The 22,114-nt window shown below is 72.3% G+C and carries 25 protein-coding genes; 9 read left to right on the forward strand and 16 right to left on the reverse strand.

Annotated features, from left to right (window positions below):
* Positions 1 to 12: 12 nt before the first annotated feature.
* The 3 genes from ACP6CK_RS18455 to ACP6CK_RS18465 all read left to right on the forward strand — a co-directional run bounded on the left by ACP6CK_RS18455 (position 13) and on the right by ACP6CK_RS18465 (position 2,703).
* The gene (locus tag ACP6CK_RS18455; protein WP_426954765.1) at positions 13 to 384 is read left to right on the forward strand and encodes an OmpA family protein; all 372 of its coding nucleotides are present in this window, start codon (positions 13 to 15) and stop codon (positions 382 to 384) included.
* A gap of 131 nt (positions 385 to 515) precedes the next feature.
* Entirely contained in the window at positions 516 to 1,679 is a 1,164-nt protein-coding gene (locus ACP6CK_RS18460; protein WP_426954766.1) for a DegT/DnrJ/EryC1/StrS family aminotransferase, read from the forward strand.
* A 1-nt stretch (position 1,680) separates the two neighbouring features.
* Positions 1,681 to 2,703, forward strand: a complete 1,023-nt coding sequence (locus ACP6CK_RS18465) for a P1 family peptidase (RefSeq protein WP_426954767.1) — start codon at positions 1,681 to 1,683, stop codon at positions 2,701 to 2,703.
* 248 nt (positions 2,704 to 2,951) lie between these two features.
* Here ACP6CK_RS18465 and ACP6CK_RS18470 read toward each other — a convergent pair whose 3' ends face one another.
* From ACP6CK_RS18470 to argH, 5 genes are all read right to left on the reverse strand, one after another.
* Positions 2,952 to 3,899: a WYL domain-containing protein gene (locus ACP6CK_RS18470; protein WP_426954768.1), complete on the reverse strand. Its 948-nt coding sequence runs from the start codon at positions 3,897 to 3,899 to the stop codon at positions 2,952 to 2,954.
* A 31-nt stretch (positions 3,900 to 3,930) separates the two neighbouring features.
* Positions 3,931 to 4,146 (reverse strand): hypothetical protein, encoded by a 216-nt coding sequence (locus tag ACP6CK_RS18475; RefSeq protein ID WP_426954769.1) that lies wholly within the window; start codon positions 4,144 to 4,146, stop codon positions 3,931 to 3,933.
* Between the two features lie 110 nt (positions 4,147 to 4,256).
* Positions 4,257 to 4,421, reverse strand: a complete 165-nt coding sequence (locus tag ACP6CK_RS18480) for a hypothetical protein (RefSeq protein WP_426954770.1) — start codon at positions 4,419 to 4,421, stop codon at positions 4,257 to 4,259.
* A 229-nt stretch (positions 4,422 to 4,650) separates the two neighbouring features.
* Entirely contained in the window at positions 4,651 to 4,773 is a 123-nt protein-coding gene (locus ACP6CK_RS18485) for an LPS translocon maturation chaperone LptM (RefSeq protein WP_426954771.1), read from the reverse strand.
* Complete coding sequence (argH, locus tag ACP6CK_RS18490) at positions 4,770 to 6,137, reverse strand: argininosuccinate lyase (RefSeq protein WP_426959947.1); 1,368 nt, start codon at positions 6,135 to 6,137, stop codon at positions 4,770 to 4,772. The genes ACP6CK_RS18485 and argH overlap by 4 nt, the downstream gene beginning before the upstream one ends.
* Before the next feature lie 87 nt (positions 6,138 to 6,224).
* Between argH and ACP6CK_RS18495 the strand changes: the two genes are divergently transcribed.
* The 6 genes from ACP6CK_RS18495 to ACP6CK_RS18520 all read left to right on the forward strand — a co-directional run bounded on the left by ACP6CK_RS18495 (position 6,225) and on the right by ACP6CK_RS18520 (position 11,193).
* On the forward strand, positions 6,225 to 6,788 hold the full coding sequence (locus ACP6CK_RS18495) for a TlpA family protein disulfide reductase (RefSeq protein ID WP_426954772.1): 564 nt from the start codon (positions 6,225 to 6,227) through the stop codon (positions 6,786 to 6,788).
* Between the two features lie 78 nt (positions 6,789 to 6,866).
* A complete protein-coding gene (locus tag ACP6CK_RS18500; protein ID WP_426954773.1) occupies positions 6,867 to 7,253 on the forward strand; it encodes an OmpA family protein in 387 nt (128 codons plus the stop codon).
* Positions 7,254 to 7,343: 90 nt separating this feature from the next.
* A complete protein-coding gene (locus tag ACP6CK_RS18505) occupies positions 7,344 to 8,348 on the forward strand; it encodes a sialic acid TRAP transporter substrate-binding protein SiaP (RefSeq protein WP_426954774.1) in 1,005 nt (334 codons plus the stop codon).
* On the forward strand, positions 8,345 to 8,845 hold the full coding sequence (locus ACP6CK_RS18510) for a TRAP transporter small permease (RefSeq protein ID WP_426954775.1): 501 nt from the start codon (positions 8,345 to 8,347) through the stop codon (positions 8,843 to 8,845). Before ACP6CK_RS18505 ends, ACP6CK_RS18510 begins: the two co-directional genes overlap by 4 nt.
* 160 nt (positions 8,846 to 9,005) lie before the next feature.
* The gene (locus ACP6CK_RS18515; RefSeq protein WP_426954776.1) at positions 9,006 to 10,286 is read left to right on the forward strand and encodes a TRAP transporter large permease; all 1,281 of its coding nucleotides are present in this window, start codon (positions 9,006 to 9,008) and stop codon (positions 10,284 to 10,286) included.
* Between the two features lie 10 nt (positions 10,287 to 10,296).
* Entirely contained in the window at positions 10,297 to 11,193 is an 897-nt protein-coding gene (locus ACP6CK_RS18520) for a PfkB family carbohydrate kinase (RefSeq protein ID WP_426954777.1), read from the forward strand.
* Positions 11,194 to 11,202: 9 nt separating this feature from the next.
* Here ACP6CK_RS18520 and ACP6CK_RS18525 read toward each other — a convergent pair whose 3' ends face one another.
* The 11 genes from ACP6CK_RS18525 to ACP6CK_RS18575 all read right to left on the reverse strand — a co-directional run bounded on the left by ACP6CK_RS18525 (position 11,203) and on the right by ACP6CK_RS18575 (position 21,709).
* A complete protein-coding gene (locus ACP6CK_RS18525; protein ID WP_426954778.1) occupies positions 11,203 to 11,907 on the reverse strand; it encodes a DJ-1/PfpI family protein in 705 nt (234 codons plus the stop codon).
* Positions 11,908 to 11,938: 31 nt separating this feature from the next.
* Positions 11,939 to 12,889, reverse strand: coding sequence for a tripartite tricarboxylate transporter substrate binding protein (locus ACP6CK_RS18530; protein WP_426954779.1), 951 nt, complete (start codon positions 12,887 to 12,889; stop codon positions 11,939 to 11,941).
* A 105-nt stretch (positions 12,890 to 12,994) separates the two neighbouring features.
* Positions 12,995 to 14,146 carry an acyl-CoA dehydrogenase family protein gene (locus ACP6CK_RS18535; RefSeq protein WP_426954780.1) on the reverse strand — a complete coding sequence of 384 codons (1,152 nt, stop codon included), beginning with the start codon at positions 14,144 to 14,146 and terminating at the stop codon, positions 12,995 to 12,997.
* A 2-nt stretch (positions 14,147 to 14,148) separates the two neighbouring features.
* The gene (locus ACP6CK_RS18540) at positions 14,149 to 14,928 is read right to left on the reverse strand and encodes an enoyl-CoA hydratase/isomerase family protein (RefSeq protein WP_426954781.1); all 780 of its coding nucleotides are present in this window, start codon (positions 14,926 to 14,928) and stop codon (positions 14,149 to 14,151) included.
* A gap of 7 nt (positions 14,929 to 14,935) precedes the next feature.
* Positions 14,936 to 16,009, reverse strand: coding sequence for an acyl-CoA dehydrogenase family protein (locus ACP6CK_RS18545; protein WP_426954782.1), 1,074 nt, complete (start codon positions 16,007 to 16,009; stop codon positions 14,936 to 14,938).
* Complete coding sequence (locus ACP6CK_RS18550; RefSeq protein ID WP_426954783.1) at positions 16,006 to 16,656, reverse strand: 3-oxoacid CoA-transferase subunit B; 651 nt, start codon at positions 16,654 to 16,656, stop codon at positions 16,006 to 16,008. Before ACP6CK_RS18550 ends, ACP6CK_RS18545 begins: the two co-directional genes overlap by 4 nt.
* 11 nt (positions 16,657 to 16,667) lie before the next feature.
* Positions 16,668 to 17,354 carry a 3-oxoacid CoA-transferase subunit A gene (locus tag ACP6CK_RS18555; protein WP_426954784.1) on the reverse strand — a complete coding sequence of 229 codons (687 nt, stop codon included), beginning with the start codon at positions 17,352 to 17,354 and terminating at the stop codon, positions 16,668 to 16,670.
* Positions 17,351 to 18,169: an isocitrate lyase/PEP mutase family protein gene (locus ACP6CK_RS18560; RefSeq protein ID WP_426954785.1), complete on the reverse strand. Its 819-nt coding sequence runs from the start codon at positions 18,167 to 18,169 to the stop codon at positions 17,351 to 17,353. The genes ACP6CK_RS18555 and ACP6CK_RS18560 overlap by 4 nt, the downstream gene beginning before the upstream one ends.
* A complete protein-coding gene (locus ACP6CK_RS18565) occupies positions 18,166 to 18,747 on the reverse strand; it encodes an exonuclease domain-containing protein (RefSeq protein WP_426954786.1) in 582 nt (193 codons plus the stop codon). The genes ACP6CK_RS18560 and ACP6CK_RS18565 overlap by 4 nt, the downstream gene beginning before the upstream one ends.
* On the reverse strand, positions 18,744 to 19,622 hold the full coding sequence (locus ACP6CK_RS18570) for a MaoC/PaaZ C-terminal domain-containing protein (protein WP_426954787.1): 879 nt from the start codon (positions 19,620 to 19,622) through the stop codon (positions 18,744 to 18,746). The genes ACP6CK_RS18565 and ACP6CK_RS18570 overlap by 4 nt, the downstream gene beginning before the upstream one ends.
* Positions 19,622 to 21,709, reverse strand: coding sequence for an acetate--CoA ligase family protein (locus ACP6CK_RS18575; protein ID WP_426954788.1), 2,088 nt, complete (start codon positions 21,707 to 21,709; stop codon positions 19,622 to 19,624). Before ACP6CK_RS18575 ends, ACP6CK_RS18570 begins: the two co-directional genes overlap by 1 nt.
* Positions 21,710 to 22,114 lie beyond the last annotated feature (405 nt).

Below are 22,114 nucleotides of genomic sequence, written 5' to 3' on the forward strand. Positions count from 1 at the left end.
CTGCCGTTAACGATGGCAAGACCTGCGGCTGGTGCGCCGCGCGAAACGCAATGGCTATCGTTCTTCGATGCCGGCAGCAGTGAGCTGACGCCGCGCAGTCAACAAATCTTTCGCCATGCAGCAGAGACGATCCTTCGTTACCGAGAGGGGCGGATCTGGGTGTATGGGCATTGCGACACCGCTGAAGCGCCACGTGAGGAACGCCGACTGAGCCGGACGCGGGCGACCGCCGTGGTGGCCTTCCTGCGGTTGAATGGTGTGACGAACTTTTCGGTCGTCATACACGCAATGGGTGGGATCAGCCTTTTAGTGCCGACCGAAGACAATGTATCCGAAATCCAAAACCGACGCGTTGAGGTCTTTTGGGGACCGCCTTTGATCTAGCGTTTTGCCTCACCTAAGCAATGTTCACGTCCGCTGTGAGATGCCGTAGCCAAGCAGAAGCTGCGACCGTTTCAGTCGGAAACCGGGGTTGATTTGGACACGCCCCACCCCCGGGCCTAAACCCCTGCGCCATGAGCCAGACCACCCCTGACACCCGCCCCATCGGGCTCTTCGATATGCGCGCGCAGCAGGCGCTGATCCGGGGGGAGATCGACCGGCGCATCGCCCACGTGCTGGACTCCGGCCGCTTCGTGCAGGGGCCGGAGGTGGATGAGCTGGAGCGGGCGCTGGCGGATTTCGCGGGGGTCGCGCACGCGGTCGGCGTCTCGTCGGGCACGGATGCGCTGCAGATCGCCATGATGGCGGAGGGCATCGGCCGCGGTGACGCGGTGTTCCTGCCCGCCTTCACCTACACCGCGACGGCCGAGGTGCCGCTGGTGCTCGGCGCCACGCCGGTCTTCGTGGATGTGGACCCGAAGACCTACAACATCGACCCCAACGACCTGCGCCGGCGCCTGGAGATGGTGAAGGCCGAAGGAAAGCTGCGCCCACGCGCGGTCATCGGCGTGGACCTCTTCGGCCTGCCCGCCGACTGGCCGGCGATCGAGGCGCTCTGCGCCGCGGAGGGGATGTTCGCCCTGGACGACGCGGCCCAGGCCTTCGGCGGGCGGCTGAACAACCGGCGGCTCGGCGGCTGGGGCGGGGCGGCGGCGCTGTCCTTCTATCCCACCAAGACGCTCGGCTGTTACGGCGACGGCGGGGCGCTGCTGACGGACAGCGCGGAGAAGGCCGACCTCTACCGCTCGCTTCGCACGCATGGGGAGGGCAAGGCGCGTTACGAGGTGCTGCGCACCGGCATGAACGGCCGGCTGGACACGATCCAGGCCGCGATCCTGCTCTGCAAGATGCCGCTGCTGGAGGATGAGCTGGCCTCCCGTACCCGCATCGCCGGCTGGTACGCGGACCGCCTGCGCGGCCATGTGCAGATCCCGGTGGAGATCGCCGGCGCGGAGAGCGCGCACGGCATCTATTCCATCCTGCTGAAGGATGCGGCGCAGCGCGCGCGCGTGCAGGAATCCTGCAAGGCCCGCGGCGTGCCGACGGGCATCTATTACCCGCTGCCGTTGCACCATCAGCCCGCCTATCGCGACCGCCACGCCGCCGCCCTGCGCGACGCGCCGCCCCTGCCGGTCAGCGAGGATCTGTGCACGCGCATCCTGTCGCTGCCGATGCATCCATATCTGGATGAGTCCCAGGCATCGCGCGTGGCCGAGGCGGTGATCGCCGGCCTCTGACATGCGGGCGCGCGACCTCGGCCTGGGCTGGGGCGACGGGCCCACCGGCGCGCGCAACACGATCACCGACGTGCCCGGCGTCCGCGTCGGGCACCGCACGCTGATCGCGGGCGGCGACATCCGCACCGGCGTCACCGCGATCCTGCCGCACGGTGACAACCTGTTCCTGGAGAAGGTGCCGGCCGCCGTTCATGTCGTGAACGGCTTCGGCAAGAGCGCCGGGCTGATGCAGGTGGAGGAACTCGGGGAGGTCGAGACCCCCATCCTGCTGACCAACACCTTCGGCGTGCCCGCCTGCGCGGAGACGCTGATCCGCCACGCGGTCGCCGGGGAGCCGCGGATCGGACGCAGCACCTCCACGGTCAATCCGGTGGTGCTGGAGTGCAATGACGGATACCTGAACGATATCCAGGCGATGGCCGTCACGCCGGGTGATGCCGCCTCCGCCATCGCCGCGACGTCCGAGGAGATGGCGTCCGGTGCCGTGGGCGCCGGCACGGGGATGAGCTGCTACGGGCTGAAGGGCGGCATCGGCACCTCCTCCCGCCGCCTATCCCTCGATAGGCGGGACTTCCACCTTGGCGCACTCGTCCTGGCGAATTTCGGCCGGCCGGGCGACCTGCGCCTGCCGGATGGGCGCCGGGTGGACCCGCGCGCGGAGGCGCCGCCGGAACGGGGCTCGGTGATCGTGGTGATCGCCACCGACGTGCCCCTGCAAGCGCGCCAGCTCCGCCGCCTGGCCGCGCGAGCAGGGGCCGGGATCGCCTGGACCGGTTCCTTCTGGGGACATGGCAGCGGCGACATCGGGCTGGCCTTCAGCACCGCGCACCGCCTACCGCACGAGCCGTCCACGGCCTTCCTGCCGCCCCGCGCGACCCTGGCGGAGGGACGCATGGACGCGCTCTTCCGCGCGGCCGCCGAGGCGACGGCGGAGGCCGTGCTGGATGCTCTGGCCGCCGCGGAGCCGATGCGGGGCTACGCCGGACATCGCCGCCGCGCGCTGCGGGATCTGCTGGCGCTCTGACTCCGGGGAGAGGGAGAAGGAATTCTCCCTCTCCCCGGACCCCTCACCCTCATCTTCTTTTATCGGGCTGCCGCGGAAGGCGGACACGGTGTCACGCTCGGGTCTTGGACCCGAGGCGAGGCAGTTGTCCGTGCATGCTGATCTGAGGTCGTCTGCCCGCTGCGCGGGCGGGCTCCACCATCCGCGGCAGCCCGATAGAAAAAGATGAGTGGGGGTCCGGGGGAGAGAATTCCTTCTCTCCCCCGGGGTCACCCGCGCAGCGCCGCGTCCAGCGCGTCCCGCGTTGCCTCCAGCGCCGCCAGCGCGTTGCGGGACTGCCGCACGGCGGCGGCGTCGCTGCGGTCCACGTCGTCCGCCTGCTCGGCCGCGGATTCCGCACCCTCGGCGAAGCCGTCGCGCAGGGTTTCCAGCCAGGTGCGGACGGCGTCGGCGTCCTCCCCGCCGGCGGCGCGCAGCTCGTCCACCACGGCCTGGACCTCCCGCGTCATGCGGTCGGGCGTGGCGCCGCGCTGGAGCACGGCGCCGAGCCGGGCCATGGCGGCGCGGTCGGGGGTGGGGGCCCGGGCCGGCTTGGCGGCAGGCTTCGTGGCGGATCGGGCCATGGTCGGTGCTCTCGGCTCGGGGGCAGGAGGGGTCTCGGCTTGCGGGGCCGGGGGTGGCGCGCTCGGCGCCGGATCGGGTGGGGTCCCGGCCGTCGCGACCGGGCTGTCGCTCGCGGGGGGCGGGCGGTCCGGTTCCGGGGCTGGCCCGGAGGCGTGTCCCGGCGGCTCCGCCGCAGGCAGGGCCAGGCTGTCCGCGAGCGCTTCCAGCGCGGCCTCGCGGGAGGGAACCTCCGCCAGCGGACGCTCGATCCCGGCGGTCCAGGCCGCGCCCTCCCGCGGGCGGGGGGCGAAGGTGGCGCGCAGCAGCTCCGCGTCCTCGATCCGGGCGACGTCGAACATGCGCCAGCCCTCGCCGGGGTTCTGCGGGCCGGCGGTGCGGCCGGCGGTCTGCCAGGTCAGCAGGCCCAGTCGGCCCGTCCCCGTCTCGCCCAGGGCGTGCGGGTGCACGACACGCCAAGCGCCGCCGTAAAGAATCTCGAGCGCGCGCCGGTCCCGCACCGCGCGCGAGAGGCGGGCGACACGGCGGGCCATGACATCGGGCGGAAGGTCGGGCGAGGGCGAAGTGGCGCGACGCCGCGACGGGGTCTTGCGCATGGCCGCGATATGGGGGTTTCCGCGTTGATTTTCAACGCGCTTCCTCGTTTTCCAGGGCCGCGAACCAGGGCGCGTAAGGGGTGTTTTTGGCCATCCGCCGGTTGAGGTCGGGAGCGCCGTCCGTCCACCAGACGGGGCCCCGCTCACCCAGCCCGCGCTTGGCCGCGTCCACCGCCGCGCGGGCGGCTTTCAGGGCGGCGTCGTCCCCGGCGCGCAGGGCATCGCGGACCGCGCGGCGCGCGGCCATGAGGTCGTGGGTGAGGGCGGCGCGCCGCTCCTCCGGCAGGTTCGGGTTCGTGCGGCGCCAGAGCCGGCCGCGGACGACGAGATAGCGGCCATCCGGCGTGACCGGGTGGGTCAGGGGCGGTTCCGGTTGAACAGGATGAGGCCGAGCACGGCCGCGGAGCAGGTGGCGCCGGCGAGACGGGTGGCCATCGGCGTGTCGCCGGCGATCGCGTATCCGAAGGTCGCGACCACCCCCAGCGCGGCGGCCGCCAGCAGCGCGATGGCCAGGCCCTTCATGGCGCGGGCTGGCCTGGGGTGGAGGAGGCAAGGCTGGGGGAAGGCATTCCCCCAGACCGCCATTTTTCTCTATCGGGCTGTCGCGGAATCCGGAGATGGGCTGTGCCCGGTCTCGCCTTCCGCGGCAGACTGACTGCAGAAGCAAGGGGGCCGAACACGTGCGTTTGCCGGGAGGATGCCTTCTCCCCCACCCTTTCTCGTGGATGCGACCGAGCAGGCCCCATGAGCCTCACCGCGTCGGGTAGACGCGGGGGTAGGTGATCTCCTCCGGCGGACCGGGCGGGCGGATCGGGCCTACGCGCCCGCAGGCCGCAAGCATCATCAGGGCCAGCAGGGCCGCGGCGATCCTCATGCCAGGCGCTCCTCCCATTCCCGCGCCATCGCCGCCACGTTCGCCGGCGCCGTGCCGCCATAGGAGGTGCGGGACCGGACGGAGGCCCCGACTGAGAGCACGTCGAACACGCCGGGATGGATGCGCGGCTCCACCGCCCGCATCTCCTCGATCGTCAGGGCGGAAAGGTCGACGCCTCTCCCCTCCGCCGCGGCGACGAGGCGACCGGTGACGTGGTGCGCGTCGCGGAACGGGAACTTCAGCTCCCGCACGAGCCAGTCGGCGAGGTCGGTCGCGGTGGAGAAGCCGGCCCCGGCCGCGGACTCCAGCCGATCCGTCACGGGGCGCATGTCCCGCACCATGCCGGCGGTGGCCGCGAGCGCGAGGGCAAGGTTCTCCGCGGCATCGAAGAGCCCTTCCTTGTCCTCCTGCATGTCCTTTCCGTAGGTCAGGGGCAGGCCCTTCATCACCGTCAGCAGGCCCACCAGGGCGCCGGTGATGCGGCCGGGCTTGGCGCGCACCAGCTCCGCCGCGTCCGGGTTGCGCTTCTGCGGCATGATGCTGCTGCCGGTCGTGAAAGCGTCCGACAGCTTGACGAAGTTGAAGTAGGGGTTGGTCCAGATGACGATCTCCTCCGCGAAGCGGGAGAGGTTCGTCGCGCAGATGGCGCAGGCCGAGAGGAACTCGATCGCGAAGTCGCGGGAGGCGACGGAGTCCAGGCTGTTGCGCGTCGGGCCGTCGAAGCCGAGCGCGGCCGCGGTCATGTGGCGGTCGATGGGGAAGCCGGTGCCGCACAGCGCCGCCGCGCCCAGCGGGCTCTCGTTCATCCGCCTGCGCGCGTCCGCCATCCGGCCGCGGTCGCGGGACAGCATCTCCACATAGGCGAGGAGGTGGTGGCCGAAGGTGGTGGGCTGCGCGGGCTGCAGATGCGTGAAGCCCGGCATCACCGTATCCGCGTGCTCCGCCGCGCGCGCTACCAGCGCCCGCATGACGTCCGCGACCTGCGCGTCCAGCCCGTCGATCGCGTCCCGCACCCAGAGGCGCACGTCCAGCGCCACCTGGTCGTTGCGGGACCGGCCGGTGTGCAGGCGCTTGCCGGCCTCGCCCACGCGCTCGGTCAGGCGGGCCTCCACGTTGAAGTGGATGTCCTCCAGGTCTTCGCGGAACTGAAAGGTTCCGGCCTCGATCTCGGCGGCGATGGCGTTCAGGCCGTCGCGGATGGCGGCCTCGTCCTGCGCGGAGATCACCCCCACATGCGCGAGCATCGCAGCATGGGCGAGGGAGCCCCGGATGTCCTGGCGCCACATCTTCCGGTCGAAGCCGATGGAGGCGTTGATCGCCCCCATGATGGCCGAAGGCCCGCCGGCGAAGCGGCCGCCCCACATGCTGTTGGCGTCCCCATCTTTGGCGGCGGCGTCTTCGTTCGGAATGGGAATGCTGTCGGGCACGGGTAAGGAGATCTTCCGGTGGTGATGCGGGAACGCCGCGGCGTGCTGGCCGGGCTGGTCGGCGGGACACTAGGCGGCGCCCTGCTGCCCCGTCCAGCGCGGGCGCAGGTCGGCACGCTGCGGGAGGACGGGCCGAAGCCCCTGCCCGACCTCGTCTTCACCGACGGGGAGGGGAAGGAGACCCGCCTTACGGACTTCGCGGGGCGCGGGGTGGTGCTGAATCTCTGGGCCACCTGGTGCCCGCCCTGCGTGGCGGAGATGCCGGCACTCGACCGGCTGGCGGGGGTGCTGGAGGCGGACGGGATCGCGGTGGTCGCCCTGTCTTCGGACCGGGGGGGAGGGGCGCAGGTGGAGTCCTTCTATGCCCGCACCGGGGTGAAGAAGCTCGGCATCTGGCTGGACCCGCGGGGGGTGGCGACCCGGGCGCTCGGCCCGCGCGGGCTGCCCACCACCGTCCTGATCGACCGCGCGGGCCGGGAGCGGGCCCGGCTGGAGGGCGATGCCGCCTGGGACGGGCCGGCGCTGCTGGCGGATGTGCGGCGCCTGTGCGGGGACGGCCCGGCCGCTCCTTCGACGGAGCCGACCTGAGGGCGGGGCGAGCACGCCCCCGGTTGACGCGGCGCGGTGCCTGCGGTGGTGATGCCGCCCCTTCAGCCCGAGGTTCCCATGCGACGCCGCGCCCTCTCCCTGCTTCTTCCCCTGGCGGCCGTCGCCGCCTGCGCCGCGCCGGGGGCGCCCATCCGCGACGACGTGTTCTTCACGGCGGATTCCGCCCTGCTGGACGATGCCGCCCGCACGGTGATCAACCGCGTGGCGGCCAGCGCCCGGGCCAACCCGAACGCCCCGGTCCGCGTGCGCGGCTTCGCGGCACCGGACACGGGCACCGCGACCTTCAACCGCACCCTGTCCCAGGCGCGGGCGCAGGCGGTGGCGGACGCGCTGGTCGGCGCGGGCGTGCCGAACACCCGCGTGACGGTGGAGGCCTCCGGCGGCGTGGCCTTCACCGCCACGCCGACCGAATCCCGCCGCGTCGAGATCGTGATCGGCGGCTGACGCGCCCCCTTCCGGCACGGCCGGGGGCCGTGGCACGCTGATCCCGGAACGGTGACCCAACAGAGGCCACCCCCGGGAGACGAACGTGCCATGACCCCCATCACGCCCCGCCGGGCCCTGCTCGGCGCCGCGATGTCTGCTCCCCTGGCGGCCCCTGCCCTGTTCCGTGGCGGGAAGGCCGGCGCGCAGACCGTCCGCGCCCTGCGCTTCGGCCACGTCCAGCCGCCCGACGGCGAGGTGAACCGCGGCATCAACCGCGCGGCCGAGGCGCTGCGCGAGTTCTCCGGCGGGCGGATGCGGCTGGACAACTTCCCGGCCTCCCAGCTCGGCGGCGAGCGGGAGATGCTGACGCAGGTCAGTTCCGGCACGCTCGACCTCTGCATCACCGGCCCCGGCGTGCTCGGCTCCTGGGTGCGCCCCATCTCCATCCTGGAAGCGCCCTTCGTCGGCCGCGACTTCGCCCACAAGCTGAAGATGTTCGAGCACCCGGCGGTGCAGGCGAGCTTCCGCCAGCTTGCCGAGAGCCGGAACATGCGGCCGCTCGATCCCTTCTATTACGGCACCCGCCACATGACGACGCGGGACAAGGCGATCCGCGTGCCGGAGGACCTGCGCGGCCTGAAGATGCGCGTGCCGGAGGCGCCGCTCTTCCTCGACATGATGCGCGCCTTCGGGGCGGCGCCGACGCCGATGTCGCTCGGCGAGGTGTACCTCTCCCTCCAGACCGGCGTGATCGACGGGCAGGAGAACCCGCTGCCCACCATCGCCGCGAACAAGTTCATGGAGGTGCAGCGCTTCATCAACCTGACGGGCCACATCCTCGTGCCGCTCGTGCCCGTCATCTCCAACTCCGCCTGGACCGCCATGCCGGAGGCGGACCGCGAGATCTTCCGCCGCGCCATGCGGGAGGGCATCAAGCTGTCCGACGACCTGGTCATCTCCGCCGAGAACCGCCTGCGCGACGAGTTCGCGTCCCGCGGCAGCCAGATCATCGAGAGCGACCGCCCCGCCTTCCAGCGCGCCCTGACCGCGATGTACGCGCGCTACGAGGATGTCTGGGGCCGCGGCGTGCTGGCGCAGCTGAACGCGCTGTGAGGGACCTGCTGCGGAAGCCCGAGGAGGCGGTCTCCGTCCTCCTCGGGGTGCTGTTGTTCTCAGTGCTGATCTGGCAGGTCTTCACCCGCTACGTGCTGGGCGATCCCAGCACGATCAGCGAGGAGCTGGCGCGCTACCTCTATGTCGGCGTGGTGTTCTTCGGCGCGGCCGCCGCCGTGTCCAGCCGCGCGCATATCGGCATGCCCTTCATCGTGGAGCGCCTGCCGCCGCGCGTGCGGCTGGTGACGAACCTCATCACGCAGGCGCTGTCGGTGATGTTCTGCGTGGCGATCGTCGTCTACGGCATCCGCGCGGCGGGCCGCGAATGGGACCTGCCGACGGTCGCGATGGAGATCCCGACGGGCCTGGTGCTGGCCGCCGTGCCGGCCGCCATGGCGTGCGCGGCCATCAGACTGGTGCTGAACATGGTGCAGGACCTCCAGGACTGGCGGCGGCGCGGCGACGTGCAGTCGGCGTCGACGGCTTCGGACTTCTAAGGCCGGGGGGGGAAAGTATTCCCCCCGGACCCCCCATCTATTTTTTTCTGGCTGCCGCGGCACGATTCAGAACTGTCCCGCGGCAGCCTTGAAGAAATCGATGAGGGGTTTGGGGAGAATACCTTCTCCCCAACCTTCTCTTTCTGTTGGGGATCAGGGGATGCTCGGTTTCTTCGGCGCGTGGCTCACGCTGGTCATGGCGGCGATGCCGGTCGCCTTCGCGCTCGGGGCGGTCGCGGTCGCCTGGCTGCTGCTGGAGAACGGGCCGATGATCACGGCGCCGCAGCGGCTGATGGCGGGGGCGGACAACTTCGCGCTGCTGGCCGTGCCCTTCTTCATCCTGGCCGGCAACCTGATGAACTCGGGCGGCATCACGGACCGCATCTACGGCTTCTGCTCCGCCTTCGTGGGGCATCTGCGCGGCGGGCTGGGCCATGTGAACGTGGTCGGGTCCATCGTCTTTTCCGGCATGTCCGGATCGGCGGTGGCGGATGCCGGGGGCCTGGGGGCGCTGGAGATCCGGGCCATGGTGAAGGAAGGGTACAAGCCCGAATTCGCCGGTGCGCTGACCTGTGCCTCGTGTGTTCTGGGGCCGATCATCCCGCCCTCCATCCCCTTCGTGCTCTATGCCGTGATCTCCAACACCTCGATCGGGCGGCTGTTCCTGGGCGGCGTGGTGCCGGGGCTGGTCATCGGCGGGCTGCTGATGGTCTATGTCTGGTACGTCGCGGGGAAGGAGGGCTATCCGCGCGGTCCCCGCCTGTCCTGGCGGGAGCGGGGCCGGGCCTTCGCCCGCGCCATCCTGCCGCTGCTGACGCCGGCCATCATCATGGGCGGCATGTTCGGCGGCATCTTCACCGCCACCGAGGCGGCGGCCGTGGCCGCGCTCTATGCTCTCTTCCTCGGCGTGGTGGTGTACCGGGAGGTGTCGGGCGCGGAGCTGCTGCGCGTGCTGCGGGAGAGCTTCGGCCAGACCTGCACCGTGGCCTTCATCGTCTGCTGCGCCGTGCTGTTCAACTGGGTCCTGGCGCGGGAACGCGTGCCGCAGGGCGTGGCGGAGCTGCTGCTCGGCCTGTCCAGCGATCCGTTGGTGATGCTGCTGCTGATCAACCTGCTGCTCTTCTTCCTCGGCATGTTCATGGAAGCGCTGGCGATCATGGTGCTGACCGTGCCGGTGCTGATGCCGGTGGTGCAGGCGGTGGGCATCGACCCCGTGCATTTCGGCGTGGTCATCACCTTCAACCTCATGCTCGGCCTGTTGCACCCGCCGATGGGGATCGGGCTCTTCGTCGTCAGCAAGGTCGGCAACATCCCCTACGAGAAGCTGGCGGTCGCCGTGCTGCCCTTCTTCATCCCGCTGATCGGGGCGCTGATCCTGCTGATCGCCTTCCCGCAGATCACGCTGTTCCTGCCGAACCTGGTGTACGGCGCACCACGGTGAGACGGGGCTGATGGCGGCGGTCCTGTGCCTGGGCATGGCGGTGTGGGACCGCATCCTGTCCCTGCCCGCCATCCCGACGGCGCCGGTGAAGGTCTATGCGTCCTCTCTCACGGAGACAGGCGGCGGGCCGGCGGCCACGGCGTCCGTCGCCATCGCGCGCCTGGGCGGTGAGGCACGCTTCGCCGGGCGCGTGGGCGAGGACCCGGACGGCGCCCGCATCGCGGAGGAGCTGGCGCGCTTCGGCGTGGATGTCGCGCAGCTCGCGCACCTTCCGGGGGCGCGGTCCGGCACGTCCTCGGTCGGGGTGGACCCGGCGGGGGAGCGGCTGATCCTGAACTTCCCAGGGGTAGGGCTGCACGTGCCGCCGGATTGGGTGGAGTGGGATGCGGCCCTGGCAGGTTGCGGCTGCGTGCTGGCCGACATGGGCTGGCCGCTGGCCGCCGCGCGCGCCTTCGCGGAGGCCGCGGCGCGCGGCGTGCCCACCCTGCTGGACGCCGACCTGAACCCGAACCCGGAGGCGGCGGCGCTGGTCCCGCTGGCCGACCACGCCGTCTTCTCCGAGCCCGGGCTGGCCGCGCTGACCGGCATCGGGGATCCGGCGGCCGCGCTGCGATCCCTGGCCCTGCGCGCCACGGCGGGGGTCACGCTCGGGCCGCGCGGCTATCTCTGGCGCGACGCGGACGGGATGCACGAGGCGCCCGGCTTCCCCGTGGACGCCGTGGACACGCTCGGCGCCGGGGACTGCTTCCACGGCGCCCTGGCCCTCGCCATCGCGGAGGGATTGCCGATGGACCGGGCCGCGCGCTTCGCCAACGCCGCCGCCGCGCTGAAATGTACCCGCCCCGGCGGCCGTCTGGGGTTGCCGGCACGGGCGGAGGTGGAGGCGCTGCTGCGACGCGGCGCCTGACGCCCGCGCTCAGGCGTCGGGACGCGTCGCCAATCCCGCCGCCGCGCGCTCCGTGGCCGCGCGCCGCCGCGCGATGAAGGGGGCGATCCGCTCCCGCATCGTCGCGACGAGCTCCGGCGGCGCCACGCGCGGCGACCCAGTCTGGAAGGGCGGCTCGGGATCGTATTCGAGCTGGAGCTGCGCGGCCTTCGCCTGATCCTCACCCACCAGATCGGCCATCACGGTGAGCGCGAAATCGATCCCCGACGTCACGCCGGCGCCGGTGATCCGGTTCCGGTCGCGCACGACCCGCTCCGCCACCGGCTCCGCCCCGAGGGCGGCGAGCTGGTCGATGGAGGACCAGTGGGAGGTGGCGCGGTAGCCGCGCAGCAGCCCGGCCGCACCCAGGACGAGCGATCCCGTGCAGACGGAGGTGACGAGCCGGCAGCCCGGCGCGATGCGCCGCAGGAAGCCCAGCGTCTCCTGGTCCTCCATCAGCTCGATCTGGCCGGGGCCGCCGGGCACACAGATCACGTCCAGCGGCGGACAGTCGGCGAAGGTCGTGGTCGGCAGCAGCCGCAGCCCGCTGTCGGAGGTCACGGGATCGGTCGTCTTCCAGAGGAAGTGCAGCTCCGCCCCCGGCACGCGCCCGAACACCTCCGCCGGGCCGGTGAGGTCGAGCTGCGTCAGCTTCGGGAAGAGCAGCAGGCCGATGCGGATCGGGGTGGGGCTCAAGATGGTCTCCTCCGTGACGCGTGCGATGACTCTACTGCCGTTCGATCCCCGCCGCCTCCACCACGCGGCGCCACTGCGCCACCTGGCCCGCGACGAAGCGCCGCATCTCCTCCGGCGTGCTCCCGCTCGGCCGGGTGCCGAGCGTTTCCAGCGCGCGCCGCACCTCCGGCTGCTCCAGCGCCGCCGCGACCTCCGCGTTCAGCCGCGCGACGATCGGCGCCGGTGTGCCGGCCGGTGCGGCCAGCCCCACCCAGGACACCACCTCGAAGCCGGGCAGTGCGGCGGCCACCGTCGGCGCCTCCAGCCCCGGCCAGGGCTGCGCGCTGGTCACGCCGAGCGCCCGCACCGTGCCCGCGCGGATCGCGCCGCCGGTGACGGTGATGCTGTCCACCATCGCGTCGATCCGACCGCCCAGCAGGTCCGCCAGCGGCTGCGTGCCGCCGCGATAGGGCACATGCGCCATCCGCACCCCCGCCGCCTGCGCCAGCATCTCCCCCGTCAGATGCTGCGTGGAGCCCACGCCCACCGAGGAGAAGGTCACCTCTCCCGGCCGCGCCCGGGCCGCGGCGATCAGGTCCGGAAGCGACGCGAACGGCCCGTCCGCCCGCGTCGCCACCACGAAGGGGAAGACCGAGACGGTGGAGACGAAGGCGAAGTCCTCCACTGGATCGAAGGCCAGCCGGCGATAGACCGCGGCCGACACCGCATGCCCCCCGGTCAGCAGCACCAGCGTGTGCCCGTCCGGCCGGCTGCGCGCGACGTACTCGCTCGCGATGTTGCCGCCCGCGCCGGTGCGCGCCTCCACCACCACGGGCCGGCCGAGCGCCGTGGAGAGCGGGCCGGCGATGACGCGCGCGATGGTGTCCGCATTGCCCCCGGCGCCGAAGCCCTGGACGAGGGTGACCGGCCGCTCCGGCCACTGCGCCGCGGCCGGTTGGAGCAGAGCGATCAGCGCGAGCGCCGCCGCGAGCACGATCCGCATGCTTGTTTCCCCCGGAAGCAAGGTTGGGGGAGTGAACTCCCCCAAACCCCCTCCTTCTTTTATCAGGCTGCCGCGAGAGGGTTCTGAACCGTCCCGCGGCCCGGCTTACCCCGGCAGCTCCAGCACGTTCTTCGCGATGATCCCGCGCTGGATCTCGGAAGACCCGCCATAGATCGTCGTCGGCCGCGCCTGGAGGAAGGCGCCACCCGGGTTCAGCGCGCGGTTCCCGCCGATCGGGCCCAGCGCGCCGGCATGGCCGTCCGCGATCTCCAGCATCGTCTCGGTGATGCGTTGGTAGAGTTCAGACTGGATGACCTTCAGCATGGAGACGTCCGGCGGCAGGGACTCCCCGCGCCGGAGCTTGTCGACATAGGTCTGGTAGAGAGCCTTCAGGTCCTCCAGGTCCAGCCGCAACCGGGCGTAGCGGTCCGCGAAGATCGCGTCCTCCCACAGCCCCATGCGTTCGGCCAGTTGCCGCAAGCTGGCGAGCGCGTGCGCGGATTGGCGGGGGGAGCCGAGGAAGATGCGCTCGAAGCCCAGCAGCGCCTTCGCCATGGTCCAGCCCTTGTTGGGCTCGCCGACGAGGTTGGCGCGGGGGACGCGGACATTGTCGAAGAAGACCTCGACGAACTCCTCATCCATGTCGATGTTCATGATCGGGCGCACCGTCACGCCCGGGCTGTCCATCGGGACGAGGAGGAAGGAGATGCCCTCCTGCTTCTTGCCGCTCTTGTCCGTGCGGACGAGCAGGAAAATCCAGTTCGCGTCCTGGCCCAGCGTCGTCCAGGTCTTCTGGCCGTTCACCACGTAGTCGTCGCCGTCCAGCACCGCCTCGGTCCGCAGGCTGGCGAGGTCGGAGCCCGAATTCGGCTCGGAATAGCCCTGGCACCAGATGTCCTCGCCGGAGAGGATGCGCGGCAGGAAGCGGGCGCGCTGCTCCTCCGTCCCGAAGCGCGTCAGCAGCGGGCCGAGCATGGTGATGCCCATGTCGTTCAGCCGCGGCGCTCCGGCGCGCTCCAGCTCCTCGATGAAGATGATCATCTTGGTGGGGGACAGGCCCAGGCCGCCATACTCGCGCGGCCAGCCGGGCGCGAGCCAGCCGCGGTCCGAGAGCCGCATGTACCAGGCGCGGTTCTCCGCCAGATGTAGGCGCTTGGACGGGTGCCGCAGCTCGGCGGGCAGGTTCGCCTCGATCCAGGCGCGGACGGTTTGCCGGAACTCCTCGTCCGGCAGGGCGTCGAGCGTGGCGGCGTCCATCGTCATTCCCCCCCGAAAACCGGCGCGCGCTTCGCCAGGAACGCCGCCTTCCCCTCCGCATGATCGGCCGAGAGGAAGAGGTCGGTCTGGAACTGCCGCTCCGCCTCCAGCGCCGCGTCCAGCCCGGCGGCCATCATCGCCTTGGTCAGCGCCATCGGTCCCGGCGCCTGTTCCGCCAGGAAGCGGGCCCGCTCCAGCGCCACCACCAGCGCCCGCCCGGCCGGCGCCAGCTCGTCCACCAGCCCGATCCGCTCGGCCTCGGCGGCGGAAAGCTGCTTGTGGAAGAACAGGATCCCCTTCGCCCGCCCGACGCCGACCCGCGCGGGCAGGGTGTGCACCAAGCCGAGATCGGCCATCAGCCCCACCTTGCCGAAGCCCGCCATGAAGCGCGCATCCTCGGCCGCGACGATCGTGTCGCACGCACACGCCAGCGACAGGCCGGCGCCGACGCACCAGCCCTCCACCGAGGCCACCACCGGCTTGCTGCCGGCGGCGAGGAGCCGGATCAGGCGATAGGCGCGGCGCAGCCGCTCCCGCCCCACCAGCACGTCCCGCACATCCATGCCCGAGAGATCGCCGCCCGAGCAGAAGGTGCCGCCCGCCCCGGTGACGACGACGGCGCGAACGCTCCGGTCGCCCTCCGCCTCCTCCAGGACCGAGAACATTCGCTCCCGCAGTGGCACGGCCAGCGCGTTGCGGCGCGCCGGATAGTCCATGGTCAGCACCAGCACGCCGCCCTCGCGCTCGGCGCGGACGGCCATGCCCTCCGGCAGCGCACTCATCGCTCCATCACTCATCATGGGTCTCCGGCGCGGCGGCCATGAAGCGGGCGCGGTGCAGCGCGGCGCTGCCGAACTGATTCATCAGCACCATGGCCTTGCGAAGATAGAGGCCGATGTCGTGCTCGTCCGTGTAGCCGATCCCGCCATGGAGCTGGATCGCCTGGCGCGTGACGAGCATCCCCGCCTCTGCCGCCCGGTGCTTCGCGCGGGACGCGGCGGCCCGGCAGGCAAGGGCGGAGGCGCCGGCATCGAAGGTCGCGGCCGCCGCCTCCACGCTCGCCCGCGTCAGCGCCACCTGCATCTTCAGATCCGCGGCCCGGTGCTGCAGCGCCTGGAACGATCCGATCGGCTTCCCGAACTGCTGCCGGGTCTTCAGGTAGTCCAGCGTGATCGCGAAAGCCCGGTCCATCACGCCCAGCAGCATCGCCGCCGTGCCCAGCGCCGCCCGGTCCAGCCCGGATGACAGCGCCGCGCCGATGTCGTCCGACAGCTTCTTCGCCCGCGTCAGGTCCGGCCGGATCGTGCCCTGGAAGCCGCCGTCCTGCAGTCCCTCGGCCGTGATCTCCACGCCCGCCGCCTGCACCTCGTAGAGGGAAAGCTGCTTCCCCTCCCGCACCGGCAGCAGGACCATGTCGGCCCCCGCCGCGGCCGGGACAAACAGGCGCGGCGCATCCGGCGTGCCCGGTGCCTCCAGCGTGTTCGGCGCCTCCTGCCAGGCGGTCACCACCACCATCTCCCCGGTCAGGAGCTGCGGCAGCGCGCCGTGGTCGGGGCAGGACGCCAGCAGATGCGCGGACAGGGCGCAGGGGATCAGCGGCTCCGGCACCAGGGCGGCGCCCATCTCCTCGGCCAGCGCGCAGAACTCGCGCATGCCCAGGCCGGCGCCGCCGGCTTCCTCCGGCACGGCAAGGCCGATCCAGCCGAGTTCCCCGATCTCCCGCCAGACGCCGAGGTCGAAGCCCGGCTCCTGATACCGCTGCGCCCGCGCGCGCTTCAGGTCGGCCGGGTTCGCGACCGCCGCCGCGCTCTCGCGGATGAGCCGGATGCTCTCCGCCGCGTCGTCCGTCAGCGCCTCGCTCATGCCGCCACCTTTCCGTCCACCAGCGGCGCCGCCGTGACGGAGCGCAGACCCTCCAGCGTCACGCCGGGCGCGAGGTCGCGCACCGCGAAGCCCTCCTCCGTCACGTCCAGCACCGCGAGGTTCGTATAGACCCGCGCCACCGCCTTCATCGCCGTCAGCGGGTAGGAGCAGGCTTCGACGAGCTTCGGCCGCCCGTCCTTCGTGGTGTGCTCCATCATCACCCAGACGCGCTTGGCGCCGGCCGCGAGGTCCATGGCGCCGCCGACGGCCGGCGCGCTGTCATTCTCGCTCGTCGCCCAGTTCGCGATGTCGCCGTTCGCCGCCACCTCGAAGGCGCCGAGGACGCAGAGGTCGATGTGCCCGCCCCGGATCATCGCGAAGCTGTCGGCATGGTGGAAATAGGACCCGCCGGGATGCAGCGTCACCGCCTGCTTGCCCGCGTTGATCAGCCAGGGGTTCTCGCGCCCCTTCTCCGGCGCCGGGCCCATGCCCAGGATGCCGTTCTCGGAGTGCAGCACCACCTCGCGCTCCGGCGGCACATGGTCCGCCACCAGCGTCGGGATGCCGATGCCGAGGTTGACGTACCAGCCCTCCGGGATGTCCTGCGCCACGCGGCCGGCCATCTGGGTGCGGGACCAGGGGTTCATGGCGTGTCTCCTCAGTTCGTCGCCCAGGGCGCGCCGCGATCCACGTGCACCACGCGGTTCACGAAGATGCCGGGGGTGTGGACGTTCTCCGGCGGGATCTCGCCGACCTCCCGGATGTGCTGGCTCTGCACGAGCGTCAGCGCCGCGGCCGTCGCCATCACGGGATTGAAGTTCCGGCCGCTCATCCGATAGGTCAGGTTGCCCCAGCGGTCGGCCTCCCAGGCCTCCACCAGCGCCACGTCGCCGGGCAGGGCCAGCTCCATCACGTGCGGCCGGCCGTTGAACGCGCGCTCCTCCTTCCCGCGGCCGAGCTGCGTGCCCGCGGCGGTCGGGGTGTAGAAGGCGGGGATGCCGGCGCCGGCGGCGCGCATCCGCTCGGCCAGCGTGCCCTGGGGCACGATCTCCAGCTCCAGCTTCCCGGCCTTGTACAACTCCTCGAACACCACCGATCCGCTGCTGCGGGGGAAGGAGCAGATGATCTTCCGCACCCGCCCGAGCTCCATCAGCTTCGCGAGGCCCGTGTGGCCCCGGCCGGCATTGTTCGCGACGACGGTCAGGTTCTTCGCGCCCTGCTCGATCAGCCCCTCGATCAGCTCGTCGGGCTGGCCGGCATCGCCGAAGCCGCCGACCAGCACCGTGCTGCCGTCCTTCACCCCGTCCATGGCCGCGGCCATGTCCCGGACGATCTTGTTGATCACCGCCCCCGCATCCTCCGATTGATCTCGCCATGCGGCATCACCGCCGCGAAGGCGGGCAGGTCGCCCGCCGCCAGCCATTCCCCGGCCTGGATCGCCGCCGCATAGGCCGCGCGGGCGATGCTGCCGCCCACGCTGACGCGCCGCACGCCCAGCGCCGCCAGCCGCGCCGCGGGCAGCAGGCCGGAGCGCGGTCCCATCAGCACGTTCACCGCCTTCGGCGCCACCGCCCGCACCACGGCGCGGATCGCGTCCTCGTCCGGCAGGGCGGGGGCGTAGAGGCAGTCGGCGCCGGCCTCCGCGAAGGCGACCAGCCGCCGGATCGTGTCGTCCAGGTCCGGGCGACCGTGCAGGAAGTTCTCGGCCCGCGCCGTTAGCACGAAGGGGTGAGGCGCGGCCCGCGCGGCCTCCACCGCCGCCGCCACCCGCGCCACCGCGGCGTCGAAGCCATGGATCGGATCGTCGGGGTTGGCGGTCGTGTCCTCGATCGTGCAGCCGCAGAGCCCGGCCGCCACCGCCTCCCGAACCGTCGCGGCGGCGTCCTCCGGCGCGGGGCCGTAGCCATCCTCCAGGTCGGCGGAGACCGGCAGGTCGGTGGCGCCGATGATGTCGCGGGCATTCGCCAGCGCCTCCGCGCGGGACACCGCCGCCTCCCCGTCCCGCCGTCCCAGCATGAAGGCCAGCCCGGCCGAGGTCGTGGCCAGGGCCTGGAACCCCATCCCGTCCAGCAGCCGCGCCGACCCCGCGTCCCAGGCATTCGCCAGGGCGAAGCAGCCGCTCTCGTGCAGTGCCCGGAAGCGCTCGGCCCGTTCGGTCACGCCGCCATCTCCCCCGTCCTCTCACCGGCCGCCTCGTTGGTGAAGCCGTGCAGCCGCATCGGCACCGGCGCCAGCCCGTGCAGGGCGCGCAGCACGCCGACCGCCAGCCAGGCATCCTCCAGCGCGCCGTGCAGCTCCCCCTCCCGCGCCAGCCCCAGCGCCGCGGAGCAGTGGGCGAGGCCGGACCGCTCCCCCGGCCGCTTCCGCCGCCAGGTCAGCATCGTGCAGACCTCGCCGGTCCAGGGCCGCTCCATCTCCAGCCGGTCAAACTCGCCGCCCAGCATCCGCCGGTCGAAGGCCATGTTGTGGGCGCAGCCCACGGCGCCGCCGAAGAACGCCGCGATCTCCTCCGCATGCGCCGCGAAGCCGGGCTGCCGGGCCAGGAAGGTGTCCGACATCCCGTGCACCCGGAAGGCCCCGAAATGGCAGCGCATCCCCGGCGCGAAGACGAGGTGCAGCGTCGCCTCCGGCTCCAGCGCCTGGTCCAGCCGCACCGCGCCCAGCGAGACCACCCGGTCCGTGCCGGTGCAGCCGGTGGTCTCGGTGTCGAAGACGACGACGGGGCGGGTGCCGATCATGCGGATGCGCGGTAGCCGAACCGCCCGTTGCTGACCACCACCTTGTCGCGCTCCACCACCCGGGCGCGGAAGGCGGCGCCGTCCGGTCCCTCCCAGAACTCGGTCCGGATCGTCTCGCCCGGGAACACCGGGGCGGAGAAGCGCAGCGCGACCGAGCCGAAGCGCGCGGGATCGCCGCCGCACAGTGCCCGCACCAGCGCGTGGCACACCACGCCGAAGGTGCAGAGCCCGTGCAGGATCGGCCGCTCGAACCCCGCCTTGCGCGCGACCGCCGGGTCCATGTGCAGCGGGTTCAGGTCGCCGTTCAGCCGGTAGAGCAGCGCCTGCTCGGGGCGCGTCGCCAGGTCCAGGGACCGGCCCGGCGCCCCATCCGGCTCCGGATGCGGCGGCCGGGCGGGGCCGACCCAGCGCGGATCACCGCCGGAGAAGCCGCCATCGCCGCGCAGGAAGGTGCTCTGCGCCACGGTCGCGATCGCCTCGCCGGTCCCGGCATCGCTGATCACCCGCTCGGAATAGAGGATCGCCCCCTTCCCCTCACCCCGGTCCACCAGCCCCGTGACGCGGGTGCGGCCGACCAATTCCCCCTCCACCGGCAGCGGCCGGTGGACGGTCAGGGACTGCTCCCCATGGACCAGCCGCACCGCGTCCACGCCCGTCTCGGGGTTGCCGAGCCAGAAGCCCGGATACCCCAGCACCACCGCCATGGAGGGCATCGCCACCAGCCGCCGCTCGTCCAGGAAGGCCAGCGCCGCCTCGTCCATCGGGTCCTGCCCGATGCCGATGGACAGGGCGTAGAGCATCGTATCCCTGCGGGTCAGCGTCTGCCGGATCTCCGGCACCGGCCAGTTCATCAGCCGGTCAGGATCGAGCGGCATCAGGTCGTCTCCACGATCTCGATCACGGCGTCGGCGGCGAAGGCGCCCTCGCCCTCCGGCAGCACGAGCACCGGATTCACGTCCACCGACACCAGCCGCTCCCCCGACGCGACGGCGAAGGCCGACAGCGCAGAAAGCGACGCGGCCAGCGCGGCCACGTCGGCCACCGGCCGCCCCCGCGCCCCGTTCAGCAGCGGGAAGCCGCGGAGCGACCGGATCATCGCCTCCGCATCCGCCACCGTCACCGGGCAGCGCCGGAACGCCACATCGCGCAGCACCTCGATGAACACCCCGCCCAGCCCGACCATCGCCACCGGCCCGAACACCGGGTCGCGCACGATGCCCAGCGCCACCTCCACCGCGTCGCGGATCTGCTGCGCGACGAGCACGCCCTCCACCCGCGCGTCCGGCGCCCGCTCCGCCGCGCGCCACATGAGGGTGTCGTAGGCCTCCTGCACCATCACCGCGTCCTCCAGGTTGAGGAGCACGCCGCCGATCTCCGACTTGTGCAGGATGTCGGGCGAGAGGATCTTCATCACCGCGGGGAAGCCGATCGCCTCCGCCGCCGCCACCGCATCGGCCGCGCTGCGGGCGCGGCGCTCCGGCACGGGCGGCACGCCGGCCGCCGCCAGCAGCGCCTTCGCCGTCGCCTCGTCCGGCGCGCGGGCGGGCAGCGTCACCTCGGGCAGCGGCACCGCCGTCGCCTCCGCCCGCGCGAAGCTCTCCCCGAAGCGTCCCTGCGCCGCCAGTGCCACCACGGCGCGGTGCGGGTCCTCGAAGACGAGGAAGCCGTCCGCCTCGTACTCCGCCACCCGCTCCGGCGGCGCCAGCACGCTCAGCGCCCAGAGCCGGTCCGGATGCTTGTCCCGTACCGCCCGCAGCTGCGCCCGCAGCTGCGGCGCGATGGAGGGCGAGGCACCGACCTGGGTGAAGAAGGCGATCACGCTGGAATACCCGCCGTCCTCCACCATGGAGCGCGCGAAGGACCCCACCAGCGACATGTCGTTGAAGACCTGCGCCGTGCAGTCCACGGGGTTGGACGGGTTGCAGAAGGGAATCAGCCCCCGCAGCGCCGTCTGCGCCGCCTCTGGCATCGGCGGCATGGGCAGCCCCTCCGCCTCCGCCGCATCCGAGATCAGCACGCCCGCCCCGCCGGAGATCGTCACCACCCCCAGCGTGTTCCCCACCGGATAGATGCGCGGCGTCGCGGCGTGGCAGACGTCCAGCAGCTCCTCCGTCGTGCGCGCGCGATGCACGCCGAACTCGGCCAGCACGGCCGCCGTCACCGCGTCATCCCCCGCGATGCTGGCGGTGTGCGACCGCGCGGAGGCCGCGCCGAGCGCGGACCGCCCCACCTTCATCATCACGACCGGCTTCTTCGCGCGCCGCGCCAGTTCCAGCGCCGCCAGGAAGGTCGGACCCTCCCGCACGCCCTCGGCATAGGCGGCGATCACCTCGACGTCCGGGCTCTCCGCCATCCAGCCGATCACGTCGCCGAGCGTCACCTCCGCCTCGTTTCCCGTGGTCAGCAGCACCGGCGTCGCGATGCCCCGGTCCCGCGCCGCGGAGAAGAGATGCGTCCCATAGGCCCCCGATTGGCTGGCGATCCCGACGCGGCCGCGCCCCGCCAACGCCTCCCGCGGCCACCCGTTCTCGAAGGAGGAGGAGAAGATCGGGTAGAAGGCCCGCCGCGCGTTGAAGGCGCCGAGGCAGTTCGGCCCCAGCAGCCGCATTCCCCGCGCCCGCGCGATCGCCACCAGCCGGTCCTGCGCCACCCGCCCGGCCTCGTTCACCTCCGCATAGCCGGAGGTGAAGACGATCGCCGCCCGGCAGCCGCGGGCGCCGAGCGCCGTCAGCGCCTCCTCCGCCCCCGCGCCGGGCACGGCCACGATCGCGACGTCCGGCACGCCGGGCAGCGCGGCGACATCAGGGAAGGCCGGCAGGTTCTGCACCCGGTCCCGTCGCGGGTTCACCGGCCAGATCGGCCCGTCAAACCCCATCTCCTTCATGTAGGCGATGGGCCGCCCGCCGATCCGCGTCGGCTCGTCGGACGCGCCGATCACGGCGACCGACCCCGGCGCGATCATCGGATCCAGCGAAGAAAACCCCGACCCGACCGCCACCATCCGCCGCCCCGCCCACGTTGCTTGCCGGCAACCTGCGCGCGGGCAGGGCGGGGGACAAGACCCGGGGTGTGGGGCCGGCGGTCCCGGGGAAGGCCCTGCCTTCCTCAGGCCCCATCCGCCAGGAACCATGGGGTTCCTGGACCTCCACTTTTTTAGCCCCGCCGCGGGCGGGTGGGGCTCGGCAAGGTTCGCATGAGCCGGGAACCACCAGACCCTGAGCGGCAGAGCCCGTTCCAGCGCATGGCGCCCTGGCTGCGGTCGGCGTCGCGCGACGAGCCCGCATCCGCATGGGTTCAAGGCTCGGCCCTGGGGTTCCCGGCGGAGGAGGCCCGGATGGAAACCGGAGCCTCCCCGGAGCCGTCCGTG

The organism is Muricoccus radiodurans (genome assembly GCF_050154705.1).
Classification (GTDB): domain Bacteria; phylum Pseudomonadota; class Alphaproteobacteria; order Acetobacterales; family Acetobacteraceae; genus Roseomonas; species Roseomonas radiodurans.